General features: G+C 67.3%; 22 protein-coding genes. 8 read left to right on the top strand and 14 right to left on the bottom strand.

The annotated features are described in order from the left end of the window. Nucleotides 1-96 precede the first annotated feature (96 nt). Together IG65_RS0104260 and IG65_RS0104255 are read left to right on the top strand one after the other, a co-directional pair. Nucleotides 97-624, top strand: a complete 528-nt coding sequence (locus IG65_RS0104260) for a YbaB/EbfC family nucleoid-associated protein (protein WP_030513491.1) — start codon at nucleotides 97-99, stop codon at nucleotides 622-624. Further along, nucleotides 621-935 (top strand): WXG100 family type VII secretion target, encoded by a 315-nt coding sequence (locus tag IG65_RS0104255; protein ID WP_030513490.1) that lies wholly within the window; start codon nucleotides 621-623, stop codon nucleotides 933-935. Before IG65_RS0104260 ends, IG65_RS0104255 begins: the two co-directional genes overlap by 4 nt. On the opposite strand, the gene IG65_RS37580 is transcribed toward IG65_RS0104255, so the two are convergent. Further along, nucleotides 841-1,845 (bottom strand): hypothetical protein, encoded by a 1,005-nt coding sequence (locus IG65_RS37580; protein ID WP_156055479.1) that lies wholly within the window; start codon nucleotides 1,843-1,845, stop codon nucleotides 841-843. The genes IG65_RS0104255 and IG65_RS37580 overlap by 95 nt on opposite strands. Before the next feature lie 2,796 nt (nucleotides 1,846-4,641). Between IG65_RS37580 and IG65_RS37575 the strand changes: the two genes are divergently transcribed. The 4 genes from IG65_RS37575 to IG65_RS0104235 all read left to right on the top strand — a co-directional run bounded on the left by IG65_RS37575 (nucleotide 4,642) and on the right by IG65_RS0104235 (nucleotide 10,283). Next, entirely contained in the window at nucleotides 4,642-7,995 is a 3,354-nt protein-coding gene (locus IG65_RS37575) for an ADP-ribosyltransferase (RefSeq protein WP_197039780.1), read from the top strand. Between the two features lie 607 nt (nucleotides 7,996-8,602). Beyond that, nucleotides 8,603-8,992 carry a hypothetical protein gene (locus IG65_RS0104245; protein ID WP_063833534.1) on the top strand — a complete coding sequence of 130 codons (390 nt, stop codon included), beginning with the start codon at nucleotides 8,603-8,605 and terminating at the stop codon, nucleotides 8,990-8,992. A 12-nt stretch (nucleotides 8,993-9,004) separates the two neighbouring features. After that, nucleotides 9,005-9,307: a hypothetical protein gene (locus IG65_RS0104240; protein ID WP_030513487.1), complete on the top strand. Its 303-nt coding sequence runs from the start codon at nucleotides 9,005-9,007 to the stop codon at nucleotides 9,305-9,307. Nucleotides 9,308-9,548: 241 nt separating this feature from the next. Further along, entirely contained in the window at nucleotides 9,549-10,283 is a 735-nt protein-coding gene (locus tag IG65_RS0104235; protein ID WP_156055477.1) for a hypothetical protein, read from the top strand. Nucleotides 10,284-10,905: 622 nt separating this feature from the next. On the opposite strand, the gene IG65_RS0104230 is transcribed toward IG65_RS0104235, so the two are convergent. The 5 genes from IG65_RS0104230 to IG65_RS0104210 all read right to left on the bottom strand — a co-directional run bounded on the left by IG65_RS0104230 (nucleotide 10,906) and on the right by IG65_RS0104210 (nucleotide 14,102). Further along, nucleotides 10,906-11,232 (bottom strand): hypothetical protein, encoded by a 327-nt coding sequence (locus tag IG65_RS0104230; protein ID WP_030513485.1) that lies wholly within the window; start codon nucleotides 11,230-11,232, stop codon nucleotides 10,906-10,908. Nucleotides 11,233-11,265: 33 nt separating this feature from the next. Beyond that, nucleotides 11,266-12,933, bottom strand: a complete 1,668-nt coding sequence (locus IG65_RS0104225; RefSeq protein WP_030513484.1) for a WXG100 family type VII secretion target — start codon at nucleotides 12,931-12,933, stop codon at nucleotides 11,266-11,268. Between the two features lie 40 nt (nucleotides 12,934-12,973). Continuing rightward, the gene (locus tag IG65_RS0104220) at nucleotides 12,974-13,324 is read right to left on the bottom strand and encodes a hypothetical protein (RefSeq protein ID WP_030513483.1); all 351 of its coding nucleotides are present in this window, start codon (nucleotides 13,322-13,324) and stop codon (nucleotides 12,974-12,976) included. A gap of 123 nt (nucleotides 13,325-13,447) precedes the next feature. After that, entirely contained in the window at nucleotides 13,448-13,756 is a 309-nt protein-coding gene (locus tag IG65_RS0104215; protein WP_030513482.1) for a DUF6802 family protein, read from the bottom strand. Nucleotides 13,757-13,910: 154 nt separating this feature from the next. Further along, nucleotides 13,911-14,102, bottom strand: a complete 192-nt coding sequence (locus IG65_RS0104210) for a PspC domain-containing protein (protein WP_030513481.1) — start codon at nucleotides 14,100-14,102, stop codon at nucleotides 13,911-13,913. Between the two features lie 147 nt (nucleotides 14,103-14,249). Here IG65_RS0104210 and IG65_RS0104205 point away from each other — a divergent pair, with 147 nt between their 5' ends. Then, nucleotides 14,250-15,911: an ABC-F family ATP-binding cassette domain-containing protein gene (locus IG65_RS0104205; protein ID WP_030513480.1), complete on the top strand. Its 1,662-nt coding sequence runs from the start codon at nucleotides 14,250-14,252 to the stop codon at nucleotides 15,909-15,911. A 59-nt stretch (nucleotides 15,912-15,970) separates the two neighbouring features. Then, nucleotides 15,971-16,405 (top strand): hypothetical protein, encoded by a 435-nt coding sequence (locus tag IG65_RS0104200; protein WP_030513479.1) that lies wholly within the window; start codon nucleotides 15,971-15,973, stop codon nucleotides 16,403-16,405. A 13-nt stretch (nucleotides 16,406-16,418) separates the two neighbouring features. Here IG65_RS0104200 and IG65_RS35695 read toward each other — a convergent pair whose 3' ends face one another. From IG65_RS35695 to IG65_RS0104160, 8 genes are all read right to left on the bottom strand, one after another. Continuing rightward, nucleotides 16,419-17,438, bottom strand: coding sequence for a hypothetical protein (locus tag IG65_RS35695; protein WP_051755311.1), 1,020 nt, complete (start codon nucleotides 17,436-17,438; stop codon nucleotides 16,419-16,421). Continuing rightward, entirely contained in the window at nucleotides 17,425-18,798 is a 1,374-nt protein-coding gene (locus IG65_RS0104190; protein WP_030513477.1) for a hypothetical protein, read from the bottom strand. Before IG65_RS0104190 ends, IG65_RS35695 begins: the two co-directional genes overlap by 14 nt. Further along, nucleotides 18,795-19,202, bottom strand: a complete 408-nt coding sequence (locus IG65_RS0104185) for a hypothetical protein (RefSeq protein WP_231509047.1) — start codon at nucleotides 19,200-19,202, stop codon at nucleotides 18,795-18,797. The genes IG65_RS0104190 and IG65_RS0104185 overlap by 4 nt, the downstream gene beginning before the upstream one ends. A 302-nt stretch (nucleotides 19,203-19,504) precedes the next feature. After that, nucleotides 19,505-20,872: a phosphoglucosamine mutase gene (gene glmM, locus IG65_RS0104180; RefSeq protein ID WP_030513475.1), complete on the bottom strand. Its 1,368-nt coding sequence runs from the start codon at nucleotides 20,870-20,872 to the stop codon at nucleotides 19,505-19,507. Nucleotides 20,873-21,077: 205 nt separating this feature from the next. After that, complete coding sequence (gene rpsI, locus IG65_RS0104175) at nucleotides 21,078-21,590, bottom strand: 30S ribosomal protein S9 (RefSeq protein WP_030513474.1); 513 nt, start codon at nucleotides 21,588-21,590, stop codon at nucleotides 21,078-21,080. Further along, nucleotides 21,587-22,030 carry a 50S ribosomal protein L13 gene (gene rplM / locus IG65_RS0104170; protein WP_030513473.1) on the bottom strand — a complete coding sequence of 148 codons (444 nt, stop codon included), beginning with the start codon at nucleotides 22,028-22,030 and terminating at the stop codon, nucleotides 21,587-21,589. Before rplM ends, rpsI begins: the two co-directional genes overlap by 4 nt. 176 nt (nucleotides 22,031-22,206) lie before the next feature. Continuing rightward, nucleotides 22,207-23,967 carry a hypothetical protein gene (locus IG65_RS38900; RefSeq protein WP_030513472.1) on the bottom strand — a complete coding sequence of 587 codons (1,761 nt, stop codon included), beginning with the start codon at nucleotides 23,965-23,967 and terminating at the stop codon, nucleotides 22,207-22,209. A gap of 85 nt (nucleotides 23,968-24,052) precedes the next feature. Then, nucleotides 24,053-26,674 (bottom strand): FHA domain-containing protein, encoded by a 2,622-nt coding sequence (locus IG65_RS0104160; RefSeq protein WP_030513471.1) that lies wholly within the window; start codon nucleotides 26,672-26,674, stop codon nucleotides 24,053-24,055. Between the last annotated feature and the right edge of the window lie 40 nt (nucleotides 26,675-26,714).

Raw genomic sequence — 26,714 nt, 5'->3', positions numbered from 1 at the left:
GCCGTCGCCCGGGAGCGCACGAGAACGGTGGGAACCGATCGTCGCCGGGCCGCGTCGGATATGTTGACGGCTGGTTTTCGACGGAGGGGTGGACAGATGGCGGACGCCGAGCAGGAGGCCGCGCGGGCGCGGAACGAGGCGTTGCGACTGGAGGTCGATTCCCTTCTGGCGACCTTCGAACAGCAGAAGCGCGAACTCGCCGACGTACAGGAGCGGTTGGCCGCCACGACCGCCGAGGCCTGGTCCGCGGACAATCTGGTCCGGGTCGTCGCCAATGTCGCGGGCGTGGTGGTGGAGGTCCATCTGGAGCCCGAGGCGTTCAAGCGGTCGACCCCGGAGAAACTCGGCAGGTCGATGGCCGAGGCCGCACAGGCCGCCGCTCGCCGGGCCGGCGAGTTGTCGCAGCAGGCGCTGGCGCCTATCCAGGAGGTCGCCGGTGACGTGCCCGACCTCTCCGACATCCTCCCGGGTGCGCCCAGCATCAAGGATCTGATGAACACCCTGCTGCCCGATCCGGCGGGAAGCGCACCGGCGCAACGGGGCTCGTCGGAGCCGGGGGCGTTCGACGACGAGGACGAGGACGACTACTACCGCAACCGCGGCTACCTGCGGGGGGAGCGATGAGCGCGTTCAAGGTCGATCCGGCCGCTCTGCGGGCGACCGAGCCCCGGTACAACGACGTTTCGGACCGGGTGATCACCGCGGTGCAGAACCTGAAGCGGATCGTCGAGGCCGAGGGCGAATGCTGGGGAGACGACGAAATCGGCGAGAAATTCGCGAAGGGGTACGTCGATCCCGCCGGTAAGGCCGTCACGACCGGCAGTAATCTCGGCGCGATCCTCACCAGCATGGCGGGCAATATGCGCTCCGCGGCCGAAACGCTGCAGGCGCAGGACCAAGCCAACGCCGGCGCGATCGCCCAGACCCAATTCTGATTCCGCGCCGCACATGGGCATCGAAATCCCCACCGAACTGCAGTGGGTCGCGAAATATGTTGTGGGTGCCGGTGATTGGCCCAAGGGTGACGAGACCGCGATGCGGCGGCTCGCCCACGGCTGGGACCAGCTCGCCGACGCCCTGACCGAAATTCAGACCGACGCGGGTTCGGTCACCACCTCCGCTTTGGCCGCCGTCGACGGGAAGACCCACGAGGCGATCAAGGAGTTCTGGGATCAGGTCGCGGGCGACAAAGGCCTGTGGCCGGGGCTGATCGAGGAAGTCAAGGGCCTGAGCAAGGACCTCGACGACACCGCCACCGATATCGAACATACGAAATACGTCATCATCGCGACCCTGGTGATCTTCGCGATTCAGATGATCCAGGCGATCGCCACGGCATGTACGGGTATCGGCGCCCCCGCCGCCGCGGCGGAGGAGGCTGCGGCGCAGGTCGCCGCGCGCCTGACCATCCGCCAGATCATCAAGTGGCTGATCCAGAAGATTTCCACCCGGGCGCTGGCCAAGGCCGCGCTCATCGGTGTGGCGCAGGGCGCCGGTGTCGACGCGGGCGCGAGTCTGCTGCAGATGGCGCAGGGCAAGCGCGGCGGCTTCACCGGCGAGGAAGTGAAAGGGCTGGTCGCCGAGAGCGTTTCGGGCGCCGTCGGTGGTGCGGTAGGCGCGAAGCTGGGCTCCGATGGCCTGGCCGAGGGGCTCGTCGACAAGGCCGGGTCGACTGCCGGAAAGTTCGCCGCGCGCACGGCCGCCGATGCTGTCGGTGGCGCGGCCGGATCGGTTGCCGGAACCGCCGCGAGCGTCCCGTTCGGCGGGAAATTCGAGGTCGACCCGACCACACTCGCGACATCGTCGGTCGCCGGGGCGGCTCAGGGTGCGCTCGGCCAGGTGCACGAGGGGCGGACCACGCCCGCGAGCCACGAATCCGGAACGACGGACGCCGGGGATTCGGGAAGTTCCAGTTCCGCTGCGGGACAGTCTCACTCGACCGACAACTCGACCGACACCCATTCGGGGAACGAGACGAGCCCAGCGCAGCCGTCTCCAGCGCACGACAACACAGCCGCACCGTCCACGGCACACGACAGCGCGCCGACCGGTCCCGCGCATGCCGGTGATACCGACGCACAGCCGTCACCCCACACCTCGTCGCCCGCTCCCGCCGGCACCGAGACGGGCACGACTTCACACAGCAACGATGCGGCGCCGGCACCGGACCACACCACCCAACCGGGTAACGGGAACGGCCTTCCCGAACACACGGAATCCGCTGCGCCCCAACACAACACCGCACCCACCGATACGCCGCAAGCCTCGCACACCCCGACTACCGAGACCGCGCCATCCGGCCACCCGACCCCGGCAGAGCATTCGGTACCCGAGCAGCCCCACACCGGGTCGAGCCTGAACTGGGACACCGATTCGCCGTCTCCATCGGAGACCGGCAGCACAGCGCACGACTCCAGCGGCGCGACGAACCACCCGGCGCCGCACGACACGTCGAATCCGGCGAACGACGCGCCGGCAACCTCACAGCCGGCCGGACCCGGGCACACCGCACCGCAGCATCCGGACTCGGCGCCGGCGAATACGCCGGCGCAGCACGATGTCGCTCCGGCAGCACCCGCCGCATCTCCGCATCCGGATGCCGGGGCGCCCGTTCACCACGACGAATCACCGGCGCCGCAACCCGATTCACAGGCCGGGCCCGCACACCCCACAGCGACACCACACGGAAGTTCGGTCGATCCGGCGGCATCGCCACAACCGGTCGGCGACCGGGCCTCGACTCCGGCCGACACCGCCCCGGCGACCACGCACGCCGCTACCGCCGACTCCCCCACCGCCGCGACGCCGTCGGCGGCTCCCTCGATGGGATCGATGGGATCTCTCGGTTCCTCCGGGGGTGAAGGTACACATCGGTCGAGCACCCCCGCCCACACCCCGATCCACCCGGAGACACCGCACTCCGGGCCCGACACCGCGTCGCGCCCGGACAGTTCCCGTTCCCCGCGCGAGAACCTGCGAACCGAAACACCCCCCGCGAGCAGACCCGAGTCACCGCGTCCGGCGCCATCGACCCCGACCACACAGCGCACGACTGCCCGGCCGGAGCCCGGCCGTCACACCCCCGGCTCGACCGCCGCCGGCCACTCCTCCGCGCGGCCCGGACCGGAATCGACGCCACCGCCGGCGCGTACTCCGGAGCCGAACCGCCCGCAGACTCCGCACGTTCGAAACGAACACGCGCAGAACAGACCCAACGGCGAGCGACCGCCCGGCGCTGCCGCGAACCGTTCGGAGACTCAGGCTCCCAACGGAACTCGTCCCGAGTCACCCGTGCCGGCCGATGCGTCCGGTCGTCGTTCCGAACACTCGGACCGCCCGGGTGCCGCAGACGACCCGTCCCGTGCAACCGGCGAGCATCGCCCGTCCGACGATTCGACCGCCGCACCCCACAACCATTCCGACCCGGAACCAGCCGAGGTCCCGCGGACCGGCACCGACGGAGGTGCGGAAGCGGAACCGCCGACGGCACCATCGCAGCCGCCGCACCGCCCGGGCTTCGACCCCGCGGTCCACAACTACGTCGCTCGTCACAACGACGGCCGGATGATCCACATGGATCCGTTCTATTCCGGCCGATACAACCCTCACATCGACCGCTACCAGCCGACGCTGGAGGAAATCTCCGCGGCCCGCGCCCACCCACCCGGGGAAAGCCCGCACGATGTGGAAGTCCGCCGCTGGGAAGAACACCGCGCCGGAGCCGCGGAAGCGCCTGCCGCCCAAGAGCAATCACCTGCCCGCACACCCGAGCACGAAGCTCCGACCGCTCGCGACTCGTCACCGGAGAACACCGCCCGTCCAGAGCGTCCGGCCGAACGCACTCCCACACCGAGGGATCGTGCCGGAACACCGCACGACGGGAACACACCCCCGCACAATCGCACCGGCACCCCCCACGATCACCCCGCCAACGCCCCCGAACACCCGGCCCGGCCGGCCGAACGCCCGGAAACCCCGCCGCTGCGCCGCGAAACCGAACCGGCAACCCCACCCCGCTGGGCCCACCACGACCCGAACTTCCTCGACAACGCCATGCGCCCCCCGGAATGGATGCGGCGCAGCGCAACCCCGTCGCACGGCACCCACCCGGCACCGCATCCCGAATCACCCCGCCCGAACGGCGCCCACCCCCACTCGACACCTCGCCCGGAAGCTCACCGATCGACCGGTCGACCGAACACACCCGAATCATTCCGCCCGAACCACGCCCGCCCGACTCACCCCCACCCGGAAGCCCCACGGCCGAACGGATCCCACCCGGAGACGCCCCGCCCGAACCACCGCCCCGGCGAGCCGGCACCTCGCACGGAGGCAGGACCCCGCCCCGGTCCGGAGGGGACCACACCACGTCCAGAAACACCGCGCACCTCGCATCGCCCCGCCGAGCCGTCACCGGCCCGCCCCGAACCCGCCGCGCGAACACAACCGGAGCGGGCGGGCCGACCACATCCCGACCCCTCGGCCGGTCCGGGACGCCGTCCGGTTCCAGGGCCCGAAGCGCGCAACACGGCCCGACCGACAGGCGCCACAACACATCCCGGCGCCCACGGACCCGCCGCCGACAACCACGCCGTGCACCCCTCGACCCCCCATCCGGCGAACCCGCGACCACACGACGGTGTGCCCCACGAGGGAGGCCATCCCGCTGCGCCAACCGATTCACCGCAGCATCGGCCGAACCACCCCGCGAACGAACACGAGAGCTTCGTCGGACAGGACGGATATCGTCACTTCTCGACCGACGCGGCCGGTGAACAATACGGCGAGCGAGTGCTGGGACACGTCCTCGATAGTCTGCCGCCCGAACTCCGCAATGCCGTCCACGCCTATACCGTGCAGTCGCTGCCCAACGGGTTCCTCCGCGCCGGTGATCCCCTCGGGAGCGTCGGGCGTTACTTCCAGCATCTCGAGAACGAAAGCCACGGCGTCCACGCGTTGGCACCACTCAACGGCGGCAGGATGCCCGGGAGTCGCGCCGACCTCGAGAACATGTTGCGCAACCCGCACGCGACGGACGTACAGCGGGCGTGGATCCAGCACACGCTGGCGGCGCCGGATGTCTTCACGCGCGTGAACGAGATGTGGGGAAACTACCAACGCCACAACCAGCTTCACGGATACTTCGGTGAGCCACCGACTGTCGATGCCTTCCGCCGCAGGATCGCCGCGATCGATGCGGCCTTGAACCGTCCGCTGCCCGAACCGATCAGCGCGATCCGCGGGATGCACGACATCTCTTTCCTCACCGCCGGAGACGGCCGACCGCTCGGCTCACGCGATCCACGCGAGCTCATCGGTGCGTCACAAACCGAACGCGGCTATATGTCGACCTCTCTCGGCGCCAATCCCACTGTGGTGGACGGAAGACCGTTCGAATACCGCATGCGGCTCGAGCTGCCGGAAGGTACACACGGTCTGTGGATGGGGCAGCGCAGTGCCTACCCCGATCAGCGCGAACTGATCCTTCCCCGTGAGACCGAGTACCGCATCGTCAATGTGACGCAGATTGGAACGGCCAACGGGCGCCCCGTTTTCGAGATCCATGCCGAGGTGGTTCCGCACTCGGCACCGCCTCGACCGGACGGACACCCAGCGCAACCTGCTCATCCCGATACCTCGCGACCCCAATCACGCTCAAGCGACGTCACTTCTGCCGGGCGCCACGAAATGCCGACGGCCCGCGATACCAACCCCTCACCCGAAAACGCGCGCGCCGCAAGACAGTCGGAGTCTCCCGCACCGAACCGCGCCGCTGCCGAATCGCCCACGCCGTCACCAACCAGCCACCCTCACCATGAAGCCTCGGCACCTTCACGTCCCGAACAACCTCACCGTCCGAACCCATCCACCACGACAGCGCGCGCTGCCGAAGATGTCGCGCCGGAACGAAGCACCGGCATACGTCCCGATTCGGGAGCACCCGCTTCTCGTGCCGGAGACCGGTTTGCACCGTCGCATTCGGCCGAAGGATCGACACCGTCCGCGCGGCCGGCTCCGCACTCTTCCGATCGTGGTGGCACCGAGCCGACGGCACCTTCGGCACACTCCGACCGCCCGATGCTGGACAGCCGTAACCATTCGCGGGAGAGGCCTTCACGAGAAGACGGGACGACCACCGCGGGCGCGGCACAACCGCGTGGAGAGATGCCACCACGACACGGTGGTGAGACGGCTGCCAGCGGCGACCGCGACACGAGACATCCAGAAGACGTCCGGCGTCCCGAACATATGCGGTCCGACCCTGCACGCCGAGACGAGCAGCCGGGTCGATCGACAGCCGATCGCCCCGAAACGCGTTTGCACGATGACAACGTCCCCCACCGGCACAACGAACCCACCGCCGACCAACGGCGCGCATTGCACGCGTATACCGATCCGGACGCCGGTATCTACACCGACCTGAACAATCGACTGCGCGATAATTCGGAGCTCGACCCCACACAGCATCAACTCGCTCAGGACATCTCTGAAGGACTCGGCAACCTGCCCGCCCACACCGGCACGGTGTGGCGTGGTACGTCGTTGTCCCCCGAAGAGCTGGCGCGCTACGTACCCGGCGAAACCGTCACGGAGGCCGCCTTCACCAGTACGTCCCGCGACCCCAGACGCATCTTCACCGGCAATGTCGAATTCGTCATCCACTCGAGCACCGGGCGCGATATCTCCGGCCTCTCGGCACGCCCCGGCGAACGTGAAGTGCTGTTCGATCGAAACACGACGTTTGAGGTTCGAGGCGTTGTACACGACCCCGGTGCCGGCCTTTTCGGCCGCACACGCATCTACCTCTACGAAGCGCCGCCGCAGCACTCGCAACTTCACGACGAGCACCACGGGAGCCACGACAACCCCGCGACCGAACACCCTGCCGAGCCTTCGGAGCATTCGGCCGAACCGGACCATCAGATCCTGCACGGCACCGACCGAACCGCCATCGGAGACGACCCACAGACCCGCCGGGTCTACGAAAATCTTCGGAACGAAGGCGAACACGACGTCATCGTTCATAGCAACCGCTTCGGCCGCCCCACCCCGGGGAACGAAGGGGAGACAGACCCGCACCACATCGCCGAAGCCATCCGCAACAATCCCGATTACCAACCGGGCACCCCCGTCCGCCTTGTCGCTTGCCACGCAGGCAATGACATCGGCTGGGCACAACGGCTGTCCGACGAACTCGGTGTCCCGGTTCGCGCTCCGTCCGACACCGTCGGCGTTCGCCAAGCCCCGGACTCGCCGGCCGTGGTTCACGACGGCGGGCACTGGGTGACCTTCCACCCGAGCAGCGAAGATTCCCCAACGCCCGTTTCCACGCATCATCCTGAAGAGGCGCGATCGGACAACGCCGCGCGCACAACCGACGGAAGGCGCGATGGCTGGGACATCATGGCCGACTCGGTGCCAGGAAGAGAAGAACCGAGCGATCACGCTGATTCGGCGTCGGAGGACTCGCCTACCAGCCGCGACGACAGCGATGTCAACGATCACGAAATGCCTGCCTCGTTGGCATCGGACCTCCAGCAAATCTTCGACACGAGCTTGGAGACACCGGCCGGTCGCGCCTTCTACGAGCCGGACGACCAAGACATGATCGATTCAGCGATGAACCTCGCGCCTGAGCCAGGCTATTACACGGTTGACATGCATGGGAGCTCGGATGCGACGTATATCGGCGATGAGTCCCTTTCCGCACGACAACTCGCCGACCTCCTCCGAGCTGACCCCAATTGGACGAATGAACCGATCCGATTATTCTCGTGCGAAACCGGCCAGGGAGATAATCCGTTCGCACAGCAATTAGCCAACGAGCTCGGCGTCACGATCGTTGCTCCGACCGAATTGGCCTGGGGGTATCCTAATGGCAGTAATGTGGTCTCTTCGTTGACTGTCGATCACAACGGTACCGAGTTTCCCACTTGGCCGCCCGACGGAGTCTGGCTCGCATTTACACCGAATGAGCAAGGAGACAAACAGTGAAAATTGCGAAATTGTTCGAGCAGCTGGATCCCGAAGGAAAGCCGATATTACCGCTCGATCGGCAGCCATTGAACAGCGATGAGCGGGACTTGGTTCTGCAGTTTCTTCTCGGTGGAAAAATCGCAGCTCGAACCAGCGGACGCAGCATAGATAAACTGGACGAGTCAAGAGGAAAAGTTGTCCCCTCTTCTTTGGCCACAGACGGCACGTGGATATGGTCACGCGCAACTGCATACTATCTGCAGCACCATGGCGTGGCCCCAGAACCAGACTTTCTCAAGCATATAAGAAAATGTAACTACACAGCCGCGCAGCCCGACCCGGACACACTATCGCAGGCTATCGTGACCCTCCAGTCTGCGACGAAGAGGTCGCGGGGGCAGGAACCGGATGACCGACGACAACCTCGTTGATGCATATCGAGAACAGGATGACACTTGATGGGCCGAATCGATATCAACACTGACCCGATCGACTGGGGCGACGACCCGCGCCTCGGGTATCAGGGAGAGCCCTAGCATCGTTGGGACGAGGAAGGCAACAGCTTGAACCAGAGTGGATTTTCAACTAATCCCTCCGAGTGACAAATTGACGGAGGAAGGTTTTCATGACGGAACTGAAGAGTGTAGGAATATTTTCGGAGATGTACAGGAGTGCGGGGCGTGATCTCCCCACATTGCCCGACTCCTATACAACCCGCATCATCGGCGATCGTGAGCAGATCGCGGACTATATGGCGGCCTGCGCGCCGATTTTCGATGTTCTCGAAGATGTTGTCGATCTCGTCGAAGGGCGCGAATGGATCCGAAGTGGCCCGACGCTCGTATCGGATGGCACGTGGATCTGGCGTCTCGACTCGATCCATTACCTACGCCACTATTCGCTCGATATTCCGCAAGAATTTCTCGAGCACGTCCGCAATCGAGAATATCGGCCCGCCACCGATGTCGACGCCTCAGCCCCCGCGTTCGACGATGCGATATCCGCCTATTTCTGAATCGGAGCCACAATGACCGATCAACCGTGGCAACAGTCGGCAAGCCCCGAGGAACAACGCAAGATCGATGAAAAGATCGCGACGCGCATGGGCATCACAGTGGAGCAGCTTCATGAACTCGACCGCCAGGTGGCGGCCGATGTCCGTGCGCGCGATGCGGTGCCTGCGGACGAGCGGGTGACAGACAGCAATCCCAAGTTCACAAAGGGTTTCGGCCCCGACACTTCTGAGAACACCATTCGCCCCGGGGAGATTCGCGAGTACTACCGGAAGTCCGAAGCCGACGACGGCGGCGCGGGCGCGGACCGCACCTGAGGCCGAAAAGCACTGCGAGAGGAATGACCGAGCGATGAACCACCCGTCCTGGCCGGCGGAGCCGTGGAATGCGTATCCGGCGGCTGCGGCTTCCCAACAGCCGCAGGGTCCTTACGAACCTCCGCTGCCACCGACGAATTTCGGCCCGCCCGCTGGCCCACCGGCGCAATACGGCCCGCCAGGCGGCCCTGGCGCACCGATCCCACCTCGAGCCACCTACGAGGGTTGGACCCGACAGCCGGTGCTGTATCTACCCGTCATGCGACGGGGTGAATTCATGGGCTGCCTCTGGGCATCGGTTACCCACAACTCCGCCGGCTTCATTCGCAAGATGTCGGGGGGCGATCCGCTGTCCGACCCCTCATGGACCGCGATCGACACCTGGGCAGACCGCTTGGCCGCCGCCTACGCAGACCGACTCCCGGCACAACAAGCCATACAGCAGTGGATCGGCGCACCGGAACATCCTGAGGGCGGCGGAATCTCCGTCGACACCCAAGTCCAACAAGTAGAAAGCCTGGCCGCCCTTTATGAATTGGTGAATCCGGGTGGCCCACCCCCGCCCAACCCGCTGGTCCAGGACGGCATGTACCCCGACGGCACGCCGGTCGACCGCTCGCAGGGATGGGGCCCACTGGTCAGCGCACCTCTGCGCCGCTATGCGACCACCACATCCAGCGCTGTCCGCTATCTTCCGATAGTCAAAGAAGGCCGACACATCGGCTATCTCTGGGCCTCGGTCGATAACGACGCCGCCGACTACCTCCCCCTCCACTCCGCCGGCAAGACGGCGCAAGTCGCAGCCGGTCTTTGGCAGCTACGACTGAGTCAGGGGTACAGGCAGCGAATCCCGCCACTCCAAATCCTCCGAGACAACCGGCACCATCCCGAGGACCGTCTGTCCGGAATGATTCAGCCGGACGCTGCAGAAGCCGAACTGCCATCACTGGAACACCTGAAGACACTGGCACAGTGACGGCTTGCGGCCGACTTCACGTACAACCCACACAACCGCAGTACATGGATGAAAGGTACGGCTTGTGGTGGCGGCGATCGTCAGTGACACGTTCCCTTTCGTCAATGGGGCTACCGGCGTCGTCCTTGCGATGAACAACGGCGACTTCGTGAGCGGCGGCTCTGTTTCCTGAGCAGATCGGGCGCGGCGATACGATCGAGTCCCGATGACCCATCAGTCCGGGCCGGCCGAGCCGTGGAACACATTCGGCCGGTCGGAACCAGACAGGGCATGCGATCCTCATGTACCTCGCTGCCGCCAATGGACTCCAGCCCATCTGCCGGCCCGCCAGATTATGGACTGGGTGACGTTGTGAGGATTGCCGAGCTGTTCGGGACGTTCGATTCCGAAGGCATGCCCGCACGAGCCCACGCGCGTCCTTTGTTGGATGATGCCGAATGTGAGGCGGTCCTGCGATTCCTCTCGGGTGGGACGACTGCGGCACGAACGAGCGGGCGCACGATCGACAGGATCGATGAACGAGAGGCAAGGTGTGCTGTCGGTAGCTGTTCGAATGCTCCGATCCGCGAAGCGGGACAACGATTTGTGACCGACGCCCCATGCCGGACGGAAGCCTGCCGGTTCAGACCAGCCAGCTCTTGCGGCGGTAGTAGGCGTCGTCCTCGTCTTCGGCGTCGATCGGGGCGACGGCCTGGTTGGCTTTGCGGGCGGCCGCGGCGCGGGCTATCGCTTCGCGTTGCTCGCGGGCCTCTTCCTCTTGGCGCTCGCGCTCCTCGGCTTCGGCGGCGGCCAGGCGTTCGGCTTCGGCGACGCCTCGGTCGATCTCCGCGGCGAGATGTGCGCCGTTGGCGGCGAGTCGGCGTTGAGCTTCCTCGTAATCCTCATTGTGGTTGCGCAGCCAGCGGTTGTGTTCGTACATCACCTCTTCGAGGTGGCGGGCGAGGTCCATCTCAATTCTCCCGGGTGGTCAGCGGTGGACGAGTCAGAGTGGGCCCGCCTCGGCCAGTTCCGCGCCCGAGCCGTTGGGATCGGGCGGCGGCCCCTGCGGCGGGACGGCCGGCGGCTTGTGATCGGTTTCGGAGTCACGGCGAGGCGGCGGGGGTGTAGCCGGCGGGGTGACCGGATTGGCTTGACTACCACCGTTTTCGCTCGACTGACCACCTCCGGCGGGTGGCTGCTGGTCGGTCGGCTTCGGTGGCGGAGGTGCCTGATCATCGTTGCCCGGCTTGCCGACACCGCTGTCCTGCTTCTGCTCGGTGTCATCGGGCTTGCGGCCGTCACCGGGTTGCTGCCCCTCGCCGAAGGGCTGACCATCACCTGCGGGTGAGTCGCCGGGGTGCCCCGCGTCCCCCTCCGCACCCGGCTTCTTGTCCTCGGTGTTGATCACCGGGTTGCCGTGCTCGTCCAGCTTCATGCTGTAGGTCTTCTCGTCGCCCGAACCGTCGGACATCACGACCTTCAGCTCACCGTTCGGACCCATCTCGAACTTCAGATGTCTTCCGGCGATGTCGAATTCGGCATTCGGTTTACCGTCTGCGGCCCCCTTCGCGTCGTGTGGCTGCAACAGCGACTGCACTTGCTGCAGGGCACCGTCGAACCCTTGCTGGATCGCGGTGGACAACGCTGTCGCTCCCTGCGTCAGCGACTGCCCGAGCGTGCTGACCACCGGAGAGAGCTGGGATGCCACCTGACTGATCTGCGCAAGTCCGTCGAGGCCGGAGGTGACCGTCGGCGAGACCGACGACGGGACGGTATTCCCCGGCGTCGATTGATTACTGGGGACCGAATTCGCCGGAGCCGGGCCCGGATTGGCGGGTGCCGGTCCCGGATCGCTCGGAGAAGGCCCCGGGTTGCTCGGCTGGGACGGCTGCGGAGTCCCTGCCGGCATCGGGTACGCCGAGACATCCAATCGGTCGAGGGCGTCCGATATCCCGCCGTAGAGCTGCTCGATCGTTGATTTCGTCCGCGCGCAAAGGTCATTGAAAGACTGGACAGTGTCTTCCACACCCTTGACGAAAACCGTTCGAAGCCAGTCCGTGGCCGTCGGCCCGTACTGCTTGGCAATCTGCATCGACACCACGGGCGCGTACGAACCTGGCTTCTTGTACTCGGCAGCCACCATGATCATCCAGTCGATCTTCTGCCGCCCCGCGCTGCCATCGAAGTCCGGGCCGTCGTCCTTCCAATACTTCTTTACCGCTTCCGCCTTGCCCAAGACCGCATTTCGCAGCGAGCCGGGCGCGAACGCCAAGCCCAACGACACCTGCTTGACCTGGTCGTAGTCCGTCTGCGCGCGCCGGACTTGCTGGTCGAGCAGGGCATGTGCTTCATCTCCGGCAGTGCCCTGCCAGATGGATTGGACGGCGCCGAGTTGCGTCTTCTGAAGTTCCAGTTCGGTATCGGCCTCGCCGACCACGCGGCTGAGATCCTGTGCGACACCGTCCAAGGCGGCAAGGTCCATGCCTCGCTCGGTATCGTATTTGGCACATAAGGATTCGTAGGACGGCATCTCTGCTCGGCCGAATCCGAGAAGTTTGTTGACCTGCGCGTACCGGGGCAGATATTCCTGGAAGAACATCAGCCCGGTGCAACCTTCGTCCAGGATCTTATCCACGGAGGCGTCGGTAGAAACGTTGAGAGTCACCAGCATTCACCACCACGGGCGCGATGCGCACGACATCGGGAACACATCAGACGCGCGCCGCGGCGGGCGTTGTCGGGTTCAGATTCACACCCGTCGCGTTGAACTTTTCGACATTGGAGTCATCGACCGTCGAGTAGGTGTTGGCACTGGTGCTCATCGTTTCCCCCATCTTCGCGATCGCGGTTTGCCAGTTCTTCAACCAGGTGGTCAGGTGCCCCAGCGAGTGGTTGATCTTGACACCGTCGGCAGTGTAGTCACGGCCGGCCTGCGGACCCCCGAAGGTATGCGACGTCAACTCCGTGGTCTTGTTGTCGAGTACACCCGCTGAGCCCTTGAGATTCGTCGCCATCCGCTGAAGCGACACGACGTCCACCTTGACGTGCCCACCCGAAGCCATCGTTAGCTCCCCTCCCTCGCTGACCTGCGGCCGACGCCACAGCCTTCCCGTACTCTCTTGGACGCGCCCGGACAGCAGCCGGTTCCATCACGTACCGGCGGTCGAAAACCGAGGCCACGCCGCTCACTTGCCCATTTTGCCCTTGTCCACCTGAACCCACTCGGTGCGGCCGTCGGGATAGTGGTGGAACTCCCAGGCGGAGTAGTCGCCGCCGTCGTCGACGATGCTGACGTGGTCGGCGTAGCCGTCGTGGTCCATATCGGACCAGACTTCCATCGAGTGGTCGCTGTGGAAGGTTTCGGTGTCCAGGATGCCGTCGGCGTCGATGTCCTGGGACGGGTGGTTCAGCTCCACGGCGCCGATGCCGCCGAGGTCGGAGTGTGCGTCGACTTCCGGCAGGTCCAGGCCCGGCAGATCGCCCGAATGGATCATGTATGTGCTCCTCGAGGGACGTGCGGGAATTTGTTCCATCCTGGCATCCGGAAGCGGCGCTGCGCATCCCCGGCCCGGCATGTTGTGGATAACTTGCCGGCGCCGAGGTGGGCCGCGGGTTTGCCTGTGGATAACTACCGTCGCATCGCGTCCGCTACTGCTTCGGGATGACGATCCACAGCACCAGGTAGACGATGAACTGCGGGCCGGGCAGCAGGCAGGACAGGACGAACAGCAGGCGGATCAGATTGGCGTTCCATCCGAAGTATTCGGCGAGGCCACCGCAGACGCCGCCGATCCACTTGTCGGAGCTCGATCGGGTGAGGCGGCGGGTGGGGGCGGTCATGACGCTCTCCTTCTGTCACGGTCGTGCGTGGTGGTTCCACTGTGCTGTGCGGGCGCCCCCGCGCGCATCGGGCGCGAGACCCATCCCGACCCTGATTTCCACGGCCCGGGCTCAGGGTGGTACCCCCAACCCGGCAGACTCGTGGGTGTGAGTACGACTCTGCATGCGCACGGCCTGTCGGCGGGGCACGGAGACCGGGTGCTGTTCGAGGACCTGGATCTGGTGCTGGCCCCCGGTGATGTGATCGGCCTGGTGGGGGTGAACGGAGCGGGCAAGTCGACGCTGTTGCGGATGCTGGCCGCTCGCACGCCGCAGACGGGCCGGATCACGCTGAGCCCGCCCGATGCGACGATCGGCTACCTCGCGCAGGAGCCGGAACGCCTGGCCGACGAGACGGTGGCCCAATTCCTGGCCCGCCGGACCGGAGTGGCGGCGGCGCAGCGGGCGATGGACGCCGCGGCGGAACAGCTGGCAACCGACGAGACCGCCGCCGAGGACTATTCGGCCGCCCTGGACCGCTGGCTCGCACTGGGCGGTGCCGACCTGGAGCCGCGAGCCGCCGAGGTGGCCGCCGAGTTGGGACTCACCGAAAGTTTGCCGCAGGGCCTCGACACGCCCATGACCGTGCTGTCGGGTGGGCAGGCGGCGCGGGCGGGACTCGCCTCGGTCCTGTTGTCGCGCTTCGACATTCTGCTGTTGGACGAGCCTACGAACGATCTCGACCTGGAGGGCCTGACCCGGCTGGAGAATTTCGTGACCGGGGTGCGGACGCCGTTGATGGTGATCAGCCACGATCGAGAGTTCCTGGCTCGCACCGTCAACCGGATCGTCGAACTCGACCTCGCCCAGCAGCAGGTCGGCAGTTACGACGGCGGTTACGACTCGTATCTGGCCGAACGCGAGATCGCCCGCCGGCACGCGCGGGATGCCTACGAGGAGTACGCCGATACCAAGGCCGGGCTGGAAGCTCGGCAGGTGATGCAACGAAACTGGCTCGAACACGGCGTACGCAATGCGCGCCGGAAGGCTCGCGATCCGCGAAAGGTGGACTCCGACAAGGCCGGTCGCAAGATGCGGGCCGAATCCACCGAGAAACAGGCTTCGAAGGTGCGCCAGACCCAGCGCCGCATCGAACGGCTCGAGGCCGTGGAGGAGCCGCGCAAGGAGTGGGAGCTGCGGATGTCGATCGCATCCGCACCGCGCAGCGGCTCGGTGGTGGCGACGTTGTCCGACGCCGTCGTGTCGCGCGGTGAGTTTACTCTGGGTCCGGTCACCACGCAGGTCGACTGGGGTGATCGGATCGTCCTGACCGGTCCCAACGGTTCCGGCAAATCCACACTGCTGGCGCTGCTGCTGGGCAAGGTGGCTCCGGATGCCGGGGCGGCGTCGCTGGGTTCGGGCGTGGCGATCGGTGAGGTCGATCAGGTGCGTGGCCTGTTCCGTGGAACGGCCACGCTCGCCGACACTTTCGGCGCCGAAGTACCCGACTGGCCGGAGGCGGAGATCCGTACGCTGCTGGCCAAATTCGGGCTCCGCGGCCCGCACGTGCTGCGCGCCAACGACACTCTGTCGCCGGGTGAGCGCACGCGCGCCGCGCTGGCGCTGCTGCAGGCACGCGGGGTCAATCTGCTCGTCCTCGACGAACCGACCAACCATCTGGATCTGCCCGCGATCGAACAGCTGGAGCAGGCCGTCGAATCCTTCGACGGCACGCTGCTGTTGGTCACCCACGACCGCCGCATGCTCGATACGGTGCGCGCGACCCGGCGCTGGCACATGTCCGCCGGACAACTCACCGAGGACCGTTGAATCAGAACTTGCTCGGCGTTGCGATCGCGATGCCTCGTGCGACCGCCCAGGAGACTCGGATGGAACAGATACAACTCGGTGTGGACACCAGGATCACCCTCCTGATCGCCGGCCTTCTCTTCGTCTGGGCCCTGCTGCTGGGCGTGTGGAAGTACCACGGGATGCGGACCTCGGCGGAGGGGCACGCGCACCCCTACGTCGATATCGCACACCGCGCGGCCCTGATGTACAGCTTCGCCGCGCTGCTGCTCGCGGTCTTCGTCGAACTGTCGGACTGGCCGACGGCGGTGAATCTCGTTGCGGCGCTGATCGTTCTCGGCTTCTTCGCCGGTGCCATCGCCTCCTACTGCCTGCACGGGCTGCGGCGGGATACGACCAATCAATTCCGCGGCGACATCGGACTGCCGCTGCGGTCGGCCATGTACGCGTTGATCGTCTGTGAGATCGGCGGCTTCCTCGTGCCGTTCACGGGGTTCGTGCACGCCCGGTTCTGAACCCGGATGTGGTTCAGCCCGCCGCGATGCCGGTGATCAGGGTGCGGCCGGATTCCGCTCGGGTGCTGATGATCTGGGTGAAGGCATGCGGCTGCTCGTCCGGCTTCTGCTGGGTGAGGCGGACCTCCCACTGCCCCTCGTCGCCGGTGCGGGTGATCTGCACGCAGTAGCGGGTGCCGACCGGCACCTGGTTGATACCGCGCTGAATCTGGTCGGCCGGCGGCACCGACGAGTCGTCGGCGACGACGGCGCGCGCGGCATACCCCGACCGCTGGACGTAGTACGCCCGCTCGAAAGCCAGGATGGCGTCCGGGCCGCTCGCGGTGCCTCCGGGGTCGGTACCGGAGACCACTTCCGCGGTGCGCTGTTGCTCGCAGCCGTCGGTGGCGATCGTCGAGGTCGCCGCCGCCGTGGTCGAGGGCGGCGACGGGGTGATGCTCGCCGAGGTGGGCACCGGCACCGCCGCGACCATCGGCGGTTTCGTCGCGGCCGGTTGCGACCGCTTCCCCGTGTGGATGACGGTCAGCACCACCGAGACGACGACGATGCCCACACCGATCAAAGTGAGTGCGGCCAGCAGTTTTTCACCACGCCGATGATCGCGGCGCGGCCCGGCCTGGCGTGGGCGGGGACGTCGCAGCGCAGGGCCGGGGTTACCGCCCGAGCGGTCGACGATGTGCGGAACCAGCGTCGACTTGTCGACCAGGTCGGGATCGGTCAACGGCCCCCCGACCGGGATGCGCCGCGGTTCCGGTTCCGGTTCCGTCTCGGGCTCGGGGTCGGGGTCGGGGATCGTCCGCTGCGCGGGTTCGAGCCACTGTTCCCACTCACCCGACGGATAGACCGCCGGCTCCGGACCGGGCCGCGCCGGCGGCACGGCCACGGCGCCGTGATAGGTCGCCCCGGCCGTTCGGTTCGGGTTCCGCCGGCCCGGCCGCCGCTTGCGGCCCTGCTTACCGACGGGAGTCCGGACCATCGGCAGGCCGAGGTCGAAGGGATTGTCCTGCTGCGGGTCCGGCTCAGACCGTGTCATCGCCGAAGTCGCCGATCACGGCGGCGGGAACCGTTGTCTCGGCCGCCGGCACGGTGACACCGAGCTGACCGTCGCGAGGTTTGTGGTCCTGTCCGCTACCGGCCGGCGGCGGCAATGCCATACCTCCGGCAACCCCGCCCGGATGCGCCGGCTCCGGAGCCGGCGCGGGAGCGGGGGCCGGTGCCGGTGGTTTCGGCATTGGTGCCGGGTCCGCAGGTGGCGGAATGATGGACGACGGTGACGGCGGTGGCGGATCGGATTTGTCGGCCGGGGTCTTGTCGGCGGGCACCTTGTCGGGCGCCGGGGCGCCCGGAATGATCGAGCCCGGCCCGGTCGTTCCGGGAGTCGCCTTGCCGGGGCCGAAGTCGAACAGCTTCGCCGAATCTCCGGAATTACCCGCCGGATTGGTCTTGTCGCCGGTGGCGTGGTCCGGGTTGATCAGCTGCGGTATCGCCTGGTCGACCGAGGAGGCCACCGTGTCGATGGTGTGGGTGCCCACTTCGGCGATCTTGTCGATCAGGTGGGTACCGATATCCACACCGGCATTGATGGCCGAGGTGCCGATCTGCACACCGGCCTGCACCAGCAGCTGCTGCAGTTGCAGCTGCGCGAGCTGAGCCGGATCGATCGGCTGTCCGGGCGCCATCCCGTATTGCGCTGGGACCGTGCCGTATTGGCCCGGAATCGCGCCGTAGGCGCTGGGCAGCACCGTATCGGGGGTATCTCCCCACGACTGCGAGGAGTTCAGTCCGGCGGGCGTGGTTACCGTCAGCGGACCCATCTCGTCCAATCGGCGCGAGTGATCGTCCATTTCGGTGCGCGCGGAGGTGACGGTGGTGATCGCATCGCGCAGCGCCTGGGTGGCTCGGTTGATCACCGCATCGGTATCCGGGGCGGCGGTGGCGTTGCCGAGGATGGTTCGAGCGTCGCGCCGGAAATCGGCGATGATCCGGTCCATCCGGCCGGCCGCCCGTGCGCTGGTCGCGTGGGCATCGGCCAGGACCCCCAGATAGGCCGGGCCCCGATCGGAGATGTCACCGATCTGAGTTTGGGTGGTGCGCAAGGCCGGAACGGCCGCGTCGGAGCCCGGCCCCGTCCAGGTGGATTCCAGCGCGTGGACGCCGTCGCGATGTGGTCCCTCGGTGTCGGCGGCCTGTGTGGACGCGCTGGACAGCGCACCGGTGATGGCCGAAGAAGGTGTCGCGACACCGGTGCCCAGCGAGGCACGCAGCTCCAGCAGCGGCTGGACCAATGTCGCGACGATCGGCGGATCCACGGACGGATCGGATGACGTTGCGGGCGAGGCGGTGTCGTTGCGGGCGGCGGTGGGCCGGCGCCGCAATCCGATCGGACGCCTCATGACCGCGGCTCCGTCCGGGTGATCGTGACGGCCGAGTCCTCGTCGGTGCCCTGCACACCCGCGGTGTAGGTTTTCAGACCCCGCCCGTAGGCCGAGACCAATTTGCCCGCGGTGGACAGCGCCTGTGCGTGTTCGGACACCGCGGCCGCGAATTTGGCGGCGAAATCCGCTCCCACGAGCCCGAGGTCGGTCGCCAGCTGCTGCGGGTCGACCGCGCCGGCCGCCACGGAAGCCGCCGAAGCGAGCTGTTGGGACACGGCATTCGCGATGGACGTATACGCGGCCATCGCCGCGGGATCGACCCGCATCACCGTATCCGGAGCAGGTGCGGTGGCGGTCGGCGGCGGCGCCGGATTCGCGGAGTCGTCGAGCGTCGGAGACTGATCAAGCTTCAGCGGTTCCACTGTTCCCCCTCACGGAAATCAAGCTTCGCTGTCGCGTCATGATGTCCGTCCCACCATACTTCCCGGAGCCGACAGTCGCGCCCCCATCGCCGGGACCGTCGGTGCGCCAACGCCCTTCACGCGACGTGGCGAGGACCCGCGACCGGCCATCGATACCGACTGCGACCAGGCGATATTCGCCGATCGCGTGCGAATGCTGAAGTCGTGGCCGCGGCTCCGGCCCTCGGCAACGGCCTAGACAGCCGCACCCCTAAGCGGCGTACGCACCCCGTCCGTCGCGCCACGCGGCGCGTACGCGGAAGTCAGACCGCGGCGACACACTTGGCGAGATCGTCGGCCAGTTGTTTGGCGCGATGCGAATCGGTCGCCTCGACCATGACCCGGATCAGCTGCTCGGTCCCGCTCGGGCGCAACAGGACTCGGCCGTCGTCGCCGAGGACGCGCTCGGCCTCGGCGACCGCCTCGCGAACCTCCGGCGCGGCCGCGACCGCGGCTTTGTCGGCGACGGGGACATTGACCAGCACCTGCGGCACCGTCGTCATCACGCTCGCCAGATCGGCCAGGCTGCGCCCGGTCTCCACCATCCGCGCCATCAGTTTCAGACCCGTCAGCAGTCCGTCACCCGTGGTGCCGTATCGCGGGAAGACCAGATGTCCGGACTGCTCGCCACCCAGGCTGTAGCCACCGCGGCGCAACTCCTCCAGCACGTAGCGGTCGCCGACGGCGGTGGTGCGCACGGTGATTCCGGCATCGCGCAGCGCGATGTGCAGACCCAGATTGCTCATCACGGTCGCCACCAGGGTGTCCTGGACCAGCTCGCCCGATTCGTGCATCGACAGGGCGAGAATCGCCATGATCGCGTCGCCGTCGACCACGGTGCCGGAGGCATCGACGGCGAGGCAGCGGTCGGCATCGCCGTCGTGGGCCAGGCCCAGATCGGCGCCGTGCTCGAGCACCGCACGCTGGACGTTCTCGAGATGCGTGGATCCGCACCGCTCGTTGATGTTGAGCCCGTTCGGCTCGGCGTTGATCGCGACCACGCGCGCACCCGCCTCGCGGTATGCGGCCGGTCCCACATCGGAGGCCGCGCCGTGCGCGCAGTCGACGACCACGGTGACGCCGGACAGATCGCGGCCGGTGGCCTCCACCAGATGTTCGACGTAGCGCTCATGGGTGCCGGCCAGGCTGTAATGGTCGTCGACACGACCGTCGACGCCGGAGAGGCTGAGCACCCGGCCGATGCCGGCACCGGTCGGACGCACGAAACCCTTGGCGCGGACCAGTTCTTCGATCTTGTCCTCGATGCCGTCGTCGAGTTTGTGCCCGCCCGCGGCGAAGATCTTGATGCCGTTGTCCGGCATGGCGTTGTGCGAGGCGGAGATCATGACGCCCAGGCAGGCGTCGTAGGCGGCGGTCAGATACGCGACCGCCGGGGTCGGCAGGACCCCGACCGAGAGCACACTCATTCCGGCGGCGGTCAGACCGGCGGTCACCGCGGCCTCGAGCATCTCGCCGCTGGCGCGTGGATCGCGGCCGACCACCGCTACCGCGCGCGCTCTGCCCCGGCCCAGCACCTGTGCCGCGGCCGCCGAAATCTGCAGTGCCAGTTCCGGACTCAGCGAGTCGTTGGCAAGGCCGCGGACTCCGTCGGTACCGAACAAACGCCCCATCTATCTCGCCCCTCGAGTTGAATTGCGGTGAGCGCGGAGACCCTGCGTCGCGGACGCAGGCTGCCCGCCCCGGCCTACCGTCGATCGATACAGCACGAGAGCAGGCGCCCGGGAGTGGGCGCCTGCTCTCGTACGGGGTCGCGTCGGCCGTGCTCCCACCGGCACACCGTGTGGGTGCGAGTGGGAGCGGCCGCGCGCTGCAAGATCAGCGCTTCGAGTACTGCGGAGCCTTGCGGGCCTTCTTGAGGCCGTACTTCTTACGCTCGGTGGCACGCGGGTCACGCGTCAGGAAGCCGGCCCGCTTCAGGGCGGGACGGTCGTCCGGGGTGACCTCGATCAGCGCACGGGCGATGGCGAGGCGCAGCGCGCCGGCCTGACCCGACGGGCCGCCGCCGACCAGGCGGGCGTGCACATCGAAGGTTTCGGTGCGCTCGACGGTGACCAGCGGGGACTTCACCAGCTGCTGGTGCACCTTGTTCGGGAAGTAGTCCTCGATGGTGCGGCCGTTGAGCACGAACTGGCCGGAACCCGGGACCAGGCGAACCCGGACCACGGCCTCCTTGCGGCGGCCGACGGTCTGCACCGGGCGGTCGATGACGACCGGCGCGGCGAAGCCCTCGGACTCGGTGTACTCGGCGTCGTAGCCGGCACCCTCGTCGACGACCTCCACGGCGGCGTCTTCGACGTATTCCTCGTTGAATTCCTCAGGAGCGGTCACTGGGCCACCTGCTTGATCTCGAACGGAACGGGCTGCTGGGCCGCGTGCGGATGCGACGGGCCACCGTAGACCTTCAACTTGCGCGCGATCTGGTTGCCCAGCTTGTTCTTCGGGATCATGCCCTTGACGGCACGCTCCACGACGCGCTCCGGCCGGGTGTCGAGCAGCTGCCCGACAGACCGGGACTTCAGGCCACCGGGGTGCCCGGAGTGGGTGTAGAGGAGCTTGTCCTCACGCTTGTTGCCGGAGACGGCAACCTTGTCGGCGTTGATGATGATGACGAAGTCGCCACCATCGACGTTGGGGGCGTAGGTCGGCTTGTTCTTGCCACGCAGCAGATTCGCTGCCTGCACGGCAAGGCGGCCGAGCACTACGTCAGTGGCGTCGATGACGTACCACTGCCGGGTCACGTCACCCGCCTTCGGGCTGTACGTAGGCACAGTGCTTCCCTGTCTGTCGTTGATGTTCTGCCAGCCAGGCGAACGGTCGAGTGATCCCGGCGGCCGGTGGAGACCCGGGGCTCGTGGGACGGCACGGACGAATCCGCGACGTACCGCACGCCGAACGACGACGATACCAGGGTCGGTTCGAGGTCCCGAAATCGCGTCCGGACTCGTCAGATGTGAATGGGCGGTCCCGAGTCGAACACACCGGGGACGGTCGGAACCACGTAGTGCAGATTGTCGACCGCCAGATGCGCACAGGGATGGTCGGCGACCGTCCGCATACCCGGGCCCGGGCGCTCGACGGCGTTCGGTGTGACCGAACAGGCCGGGCTCGGCTCGGGCGCGCGTGAGACCTTGTCCACGGCCGGCCACGAGCCGAAGTCGGATTCCGCGCCGATTCCGGCCGACGATCGCGCATCGACGGCCGCCGCGCCGCCGGGACGCGCATCGGAGTCTCCGGATACCGCCGCCGAGATGTGGTCGGCAAGCGGCCGCGCCATGTGATCCGGTTCACCGTCGGCGTGGATCGCGAGCGCCGCCAGCGCTACCGCTCCGACGATCGTCGGGGCGCCGAACAGATTGTCCTTGACCTTGCTCCACAACTTGCCCTTGTGGGCGTGTTCCTCGTGGTCCGGTTGTTCCCCGGCCGATGACCGACCACCGGATTCGGTGGTCCGCTGATCATCGACCGGGCCGGCCGGGGGGCGGGTGAACCTGCTTTCCACCTGGCCGGCCTCCCGGGTCATCCGGGTGGTCGGCTCACCGGCCGGAAGAGGCTGCGGGCCCGATCCGGGCCCGGCATCACGCGCCGCGTGCCGACCCTGGGCGAGCCCCTGCGGATTCGGCGCCTCAGGACGATCGTGCGGTTCGGCGGGCGGGCGGGCCGGATCCGGCAGCCCCGCATGCCGGCCCGCGTTCTCGCCCCGAAAATCCGATTGCGGCACAACGCGATTCGGGCTGCCCTGATTCGACGCCGCCTGCATCGGGCCGGGTCGCGGCGGACCCGGCTGATTCGGCACAGCCGGATTCGGCTGATTCGGCACCGCCGGGTTCGGCGCGGGAGCCGGACCCTGCTCCGCCTCGGCGTATTCGCTGTCGGTGACCAGCAGATGCGCAGCACCGAGCACCAGGGCGTGCATCGGATGATCGGCGACCCGCAACCGGTTGCCCAGATGGTTCTGGAACGCCAGCCGCAACGCGTCGTTGAAACACACATTGCCGGTGAGCAGCACCGTCGAGGTGTCGGCGCCGATCGAACGGGCCGCGGCCATCACCTCGATGACGACGTTGTCCGCCGAATGCGCGTCCCGCATCGAATCCGGGGTGATCGGGACCCCGACCGATTCGGTGGGCTGCTCGTCGTCCCCGTCGACGGCCACCACCAGGCACACCCGGCCGTCGGAATAGACGCCGGTCGCGCCGACACCGCGGCGGCCGCGCGCGGGCGGCTGTACCAGGCCCAGGGCCCGCACATAACCGGACAACGCCACGGATTCGGGCAGTGGATCGGTGACGACGTCCATCTGCTCGATCAGACGGCAGTACTCCTCGACCTTCTCGTCGGCCCAGTCGTCCGGGAACGGCAACGCCACCACGTCGGGCTTGCCCCGCAACCGGGAGCCGATCGCGGCGAGCGGGTTGTAGAGCCGAGCGCGGAACACCAACTCCGCCGGCCAGGTCGCCCCGGCGATGCGGATCTGCTGATGCCCGAGGATGTCACGCACGTCGGAGACCGCGATGCCCAGATCGGGCCGCTGCCGGTCCACGCCCGCGGTGTGCAGTCGCCCGGACTTGTCCGCCAGCAAATACGCAGGCGGCGTATATGTGCCTTCCACCTGGACCGGGCGGATCGGTATCCCACCGCCACCGGCGGCCACGGACACCACATCCCATCCGAGATGTATCGCCCCAACTCGAGCCGTCACATGCATAAGTGTGCCTGCTGTCGCGTCGGCACGCTCGGGGCAGGGCCGATTAGTGCGGACATCCCTTGTCGACGCTGGTTTCCGGACCCGTTCACGCGGCCGACTTCTTCAGCCGCAGACGCCACCACGTCAGCGTGGACAGCGCCGCGGTGAGCACGATCAACATGCCGGCGTCGAGGAACCAGAAACCGGGTTTGTGCTGCCAGATCGCATCGGGCTGGGCGTTGACGAACAGGGTCCGCAGATCGATGGTCGAGGCGCCGCCGGCGAATCCCCAGCGCGAGGGGAAGACGTACGAAAGCTGTTCCAGCACCACGCGATCGGTCACCGGAATCATGCCGCCGGCCATCACGAGCTGGCACATGATCATGACCACCAGCAACGGCATGACCTGTTCGTTCGACTTGGCCAAGGTCGACAACAACAATCCGACGACCACACACGTCACCGCCGTCAGCGCGATATCGACGTACAACTCGATACCGCCGGACGGGATGAGCGCCCCCTTCCCGGGCGGATTCTTCCCGGCCAGCACGATGGCCACCAGCACGGCCGACTGCAGCAGCGCCGCGACACCGAATACCATCACCTTCGCCAGCAGATATGCCGAGGGCAGCAGGCCGACGGCTCGCTCCCGCAGGAAGATCGGGCGTTCCCCGACCAGGTCGCGGACGGTCAGCGTCGACCCCATGAAGCACGCGCCGAGGATGAGCACGACCAGCAGCTGCTGGGATTCACTTCCTCCGGTGAGCTGCGGATGCAATTGACCGTCCGGCCCGAGAATCGGTGGGGCGGCCGCGAAACCGTTCTTCCCCGGCACGACCAGGCACAGCACACCCAACACGAACGGGAGGACCACCAGGAAGGCCAGGTAGCCGCGGTCGGCGAGGATCAGCCGGACCTGCCGGCGTGACAGTGTCGACAGTTGTTTCCAGCCACTGGATTTCGGCGGCTGCCCCATCACACCGCGCGGCACGGCCGGCGGTGGCGGTGGCAGCGCCGCCTGCCGGGACCGGTAGTTCGCGAAGGCGCGATCCGGTTCGGCGGCGACCCGCGCAAAGATCTCCGCCCAATCGCTGGTCCCGAGAAAGTCGCCGACCCCGGCCGGATGTCCGCAGAACGCGGTCTTGCCGCCGGGCGCCAGCAGCAGCACCTGATCACACATGTCCAGGCAGGCCACCGAGTGGGTGACCACGATGACGGTGCGCCCGGCGTCGGCCAGTTCACGCAGCATGGTCATGACCTGCCGGTCCAGTGCCGGGTCGAGACCCGAGGTGGGTTCATCGAGCAGCAGCAGGGCCGGACCGGTCAGCAGTTCCAGCGCCACGGAGGCGCGCTTGCGCTGACCGCCGGAGAGCCGGTCGACCCGGGTATCGGCATGTTCGGTCAGCGACAGTTCCTTCAGCACGCCGTCGATGACCTGCTGCCGATCGGCCTTCGAGGAGTCCGGCGGCAGCCGCAGTTCGGCGGCGAATCCTAGGGCCTGGCGCACGGTCAGCTGGCGGTGCAGCACATCGTCCTGCGGGACCATGCCGATACGACTGCGCATGGCCTCGTATTCGGCGTGCAGATTGCGGCCCTCGAAGGTGACCACACCGGCCGACGGATGTGTCGTTCCCGCAATGAGTTTCGACAGCGTCGACTTACCGGCGCCCGAGGGTCCGATGAGCGCGGTCAGGGTGCCGCGCCCGGCCTGCATGTTGACGTCCACGAGCAACTGCTTGTTGCCCTCGACGACGAACCCGACGCCGTGCACGCTCAATCCCTGTTCGGTGACCGGCTTCTTGCGGTGCTTCAGCGCGCCTTCCTGCACGACGAAGTCCACGTTGCCGATGGTGACGATATCGCGTTCGCGCAGCGCCACCCGCTGCTCGCGGCGGCCGTTGACGAAGGTGCCGTTGGCCGAGCCCACATCCTCGAGGACGAGGCCCTCGCCGCTCTTGACCAGTCTGGCGTGCCGACGCGAAGCCAGCGGATCGTTGACGACGATCTGGTTGTCGCTGGTACGGCCGATGGTCAGGCCGCCGGCCGGTATGCGGTCGGCCCGCGCGATCGGCGCGGTCGAGGCCCGCGCACGCACCGGCGGCAGTGCCGAGGTGTCGGCCTTGGTGGTCATATTGACGTTCGGCACACCGCCGGAGCCGTGGGCCGTCGGAATCGGTTGAGACGGGCGTTGATTCGGCCGTTGCGCGGGCCGCGACGGCGGCTGCGGCGCAGCCGGGCGGCGCATCTGACCGGATTGCGGTGTGGGTTGGGACGGTTGCCGGCGCTGCTGCTGACCCCCACCGTGCTGATTGCCACCGTGCGGGCCGCTGCCACGCGGCCCCGCGTCCCGAGCAGGCGGATTCGGCGCACGGCCCGGCGACTGCGCCCGGGTGGGCGGTGCGGGCGGCCGGAATTGCGCCTCCGGCAGCAGATGAACCAGCGGGCCCGTGATCGCGTCGCCGAGCCGGACCAGCATCGGCCGATCCACCGGGACGGGACGCGTGATCCGCTGGGCGTCCACGAAAACCCCGTTGGTACTGCCGTTGTCGGCGAGCACCCAGGCGCCCCCCTGCCAGCCAAGTGTCGCGTGCACACGAGAGACCAGCGGACTGTCGACGAACACCGTCACCTCGGGCGCGCGGCCCAGGGTCACCTGCTGAGTGTTTTCGAAGATCCGATCGGTTCCCTCATGGCGCACGGTGATCTTCTGCGCCCCCGGTAATGACATGAGCCGGATAATATGCGATGGCCGTGACATCGGTGGGGCT

The sequence above is a fragment of the Nocardia sp. NRRL WC-3656 genome (assembly GCF_000720265.1).
Taxonomy (GTDB): domain Bacteria; phylum Actinomycetota; class Actinomycetes; order Mycobacteriales; family Mycobacteriaceae; genus Nocardia; species Nocardia nova.
The sequence above is the reverse complement of the archived record's forward strand: the minus strand, read 5'-3'. Positions and strand labels throughout refer to the sequence as shown.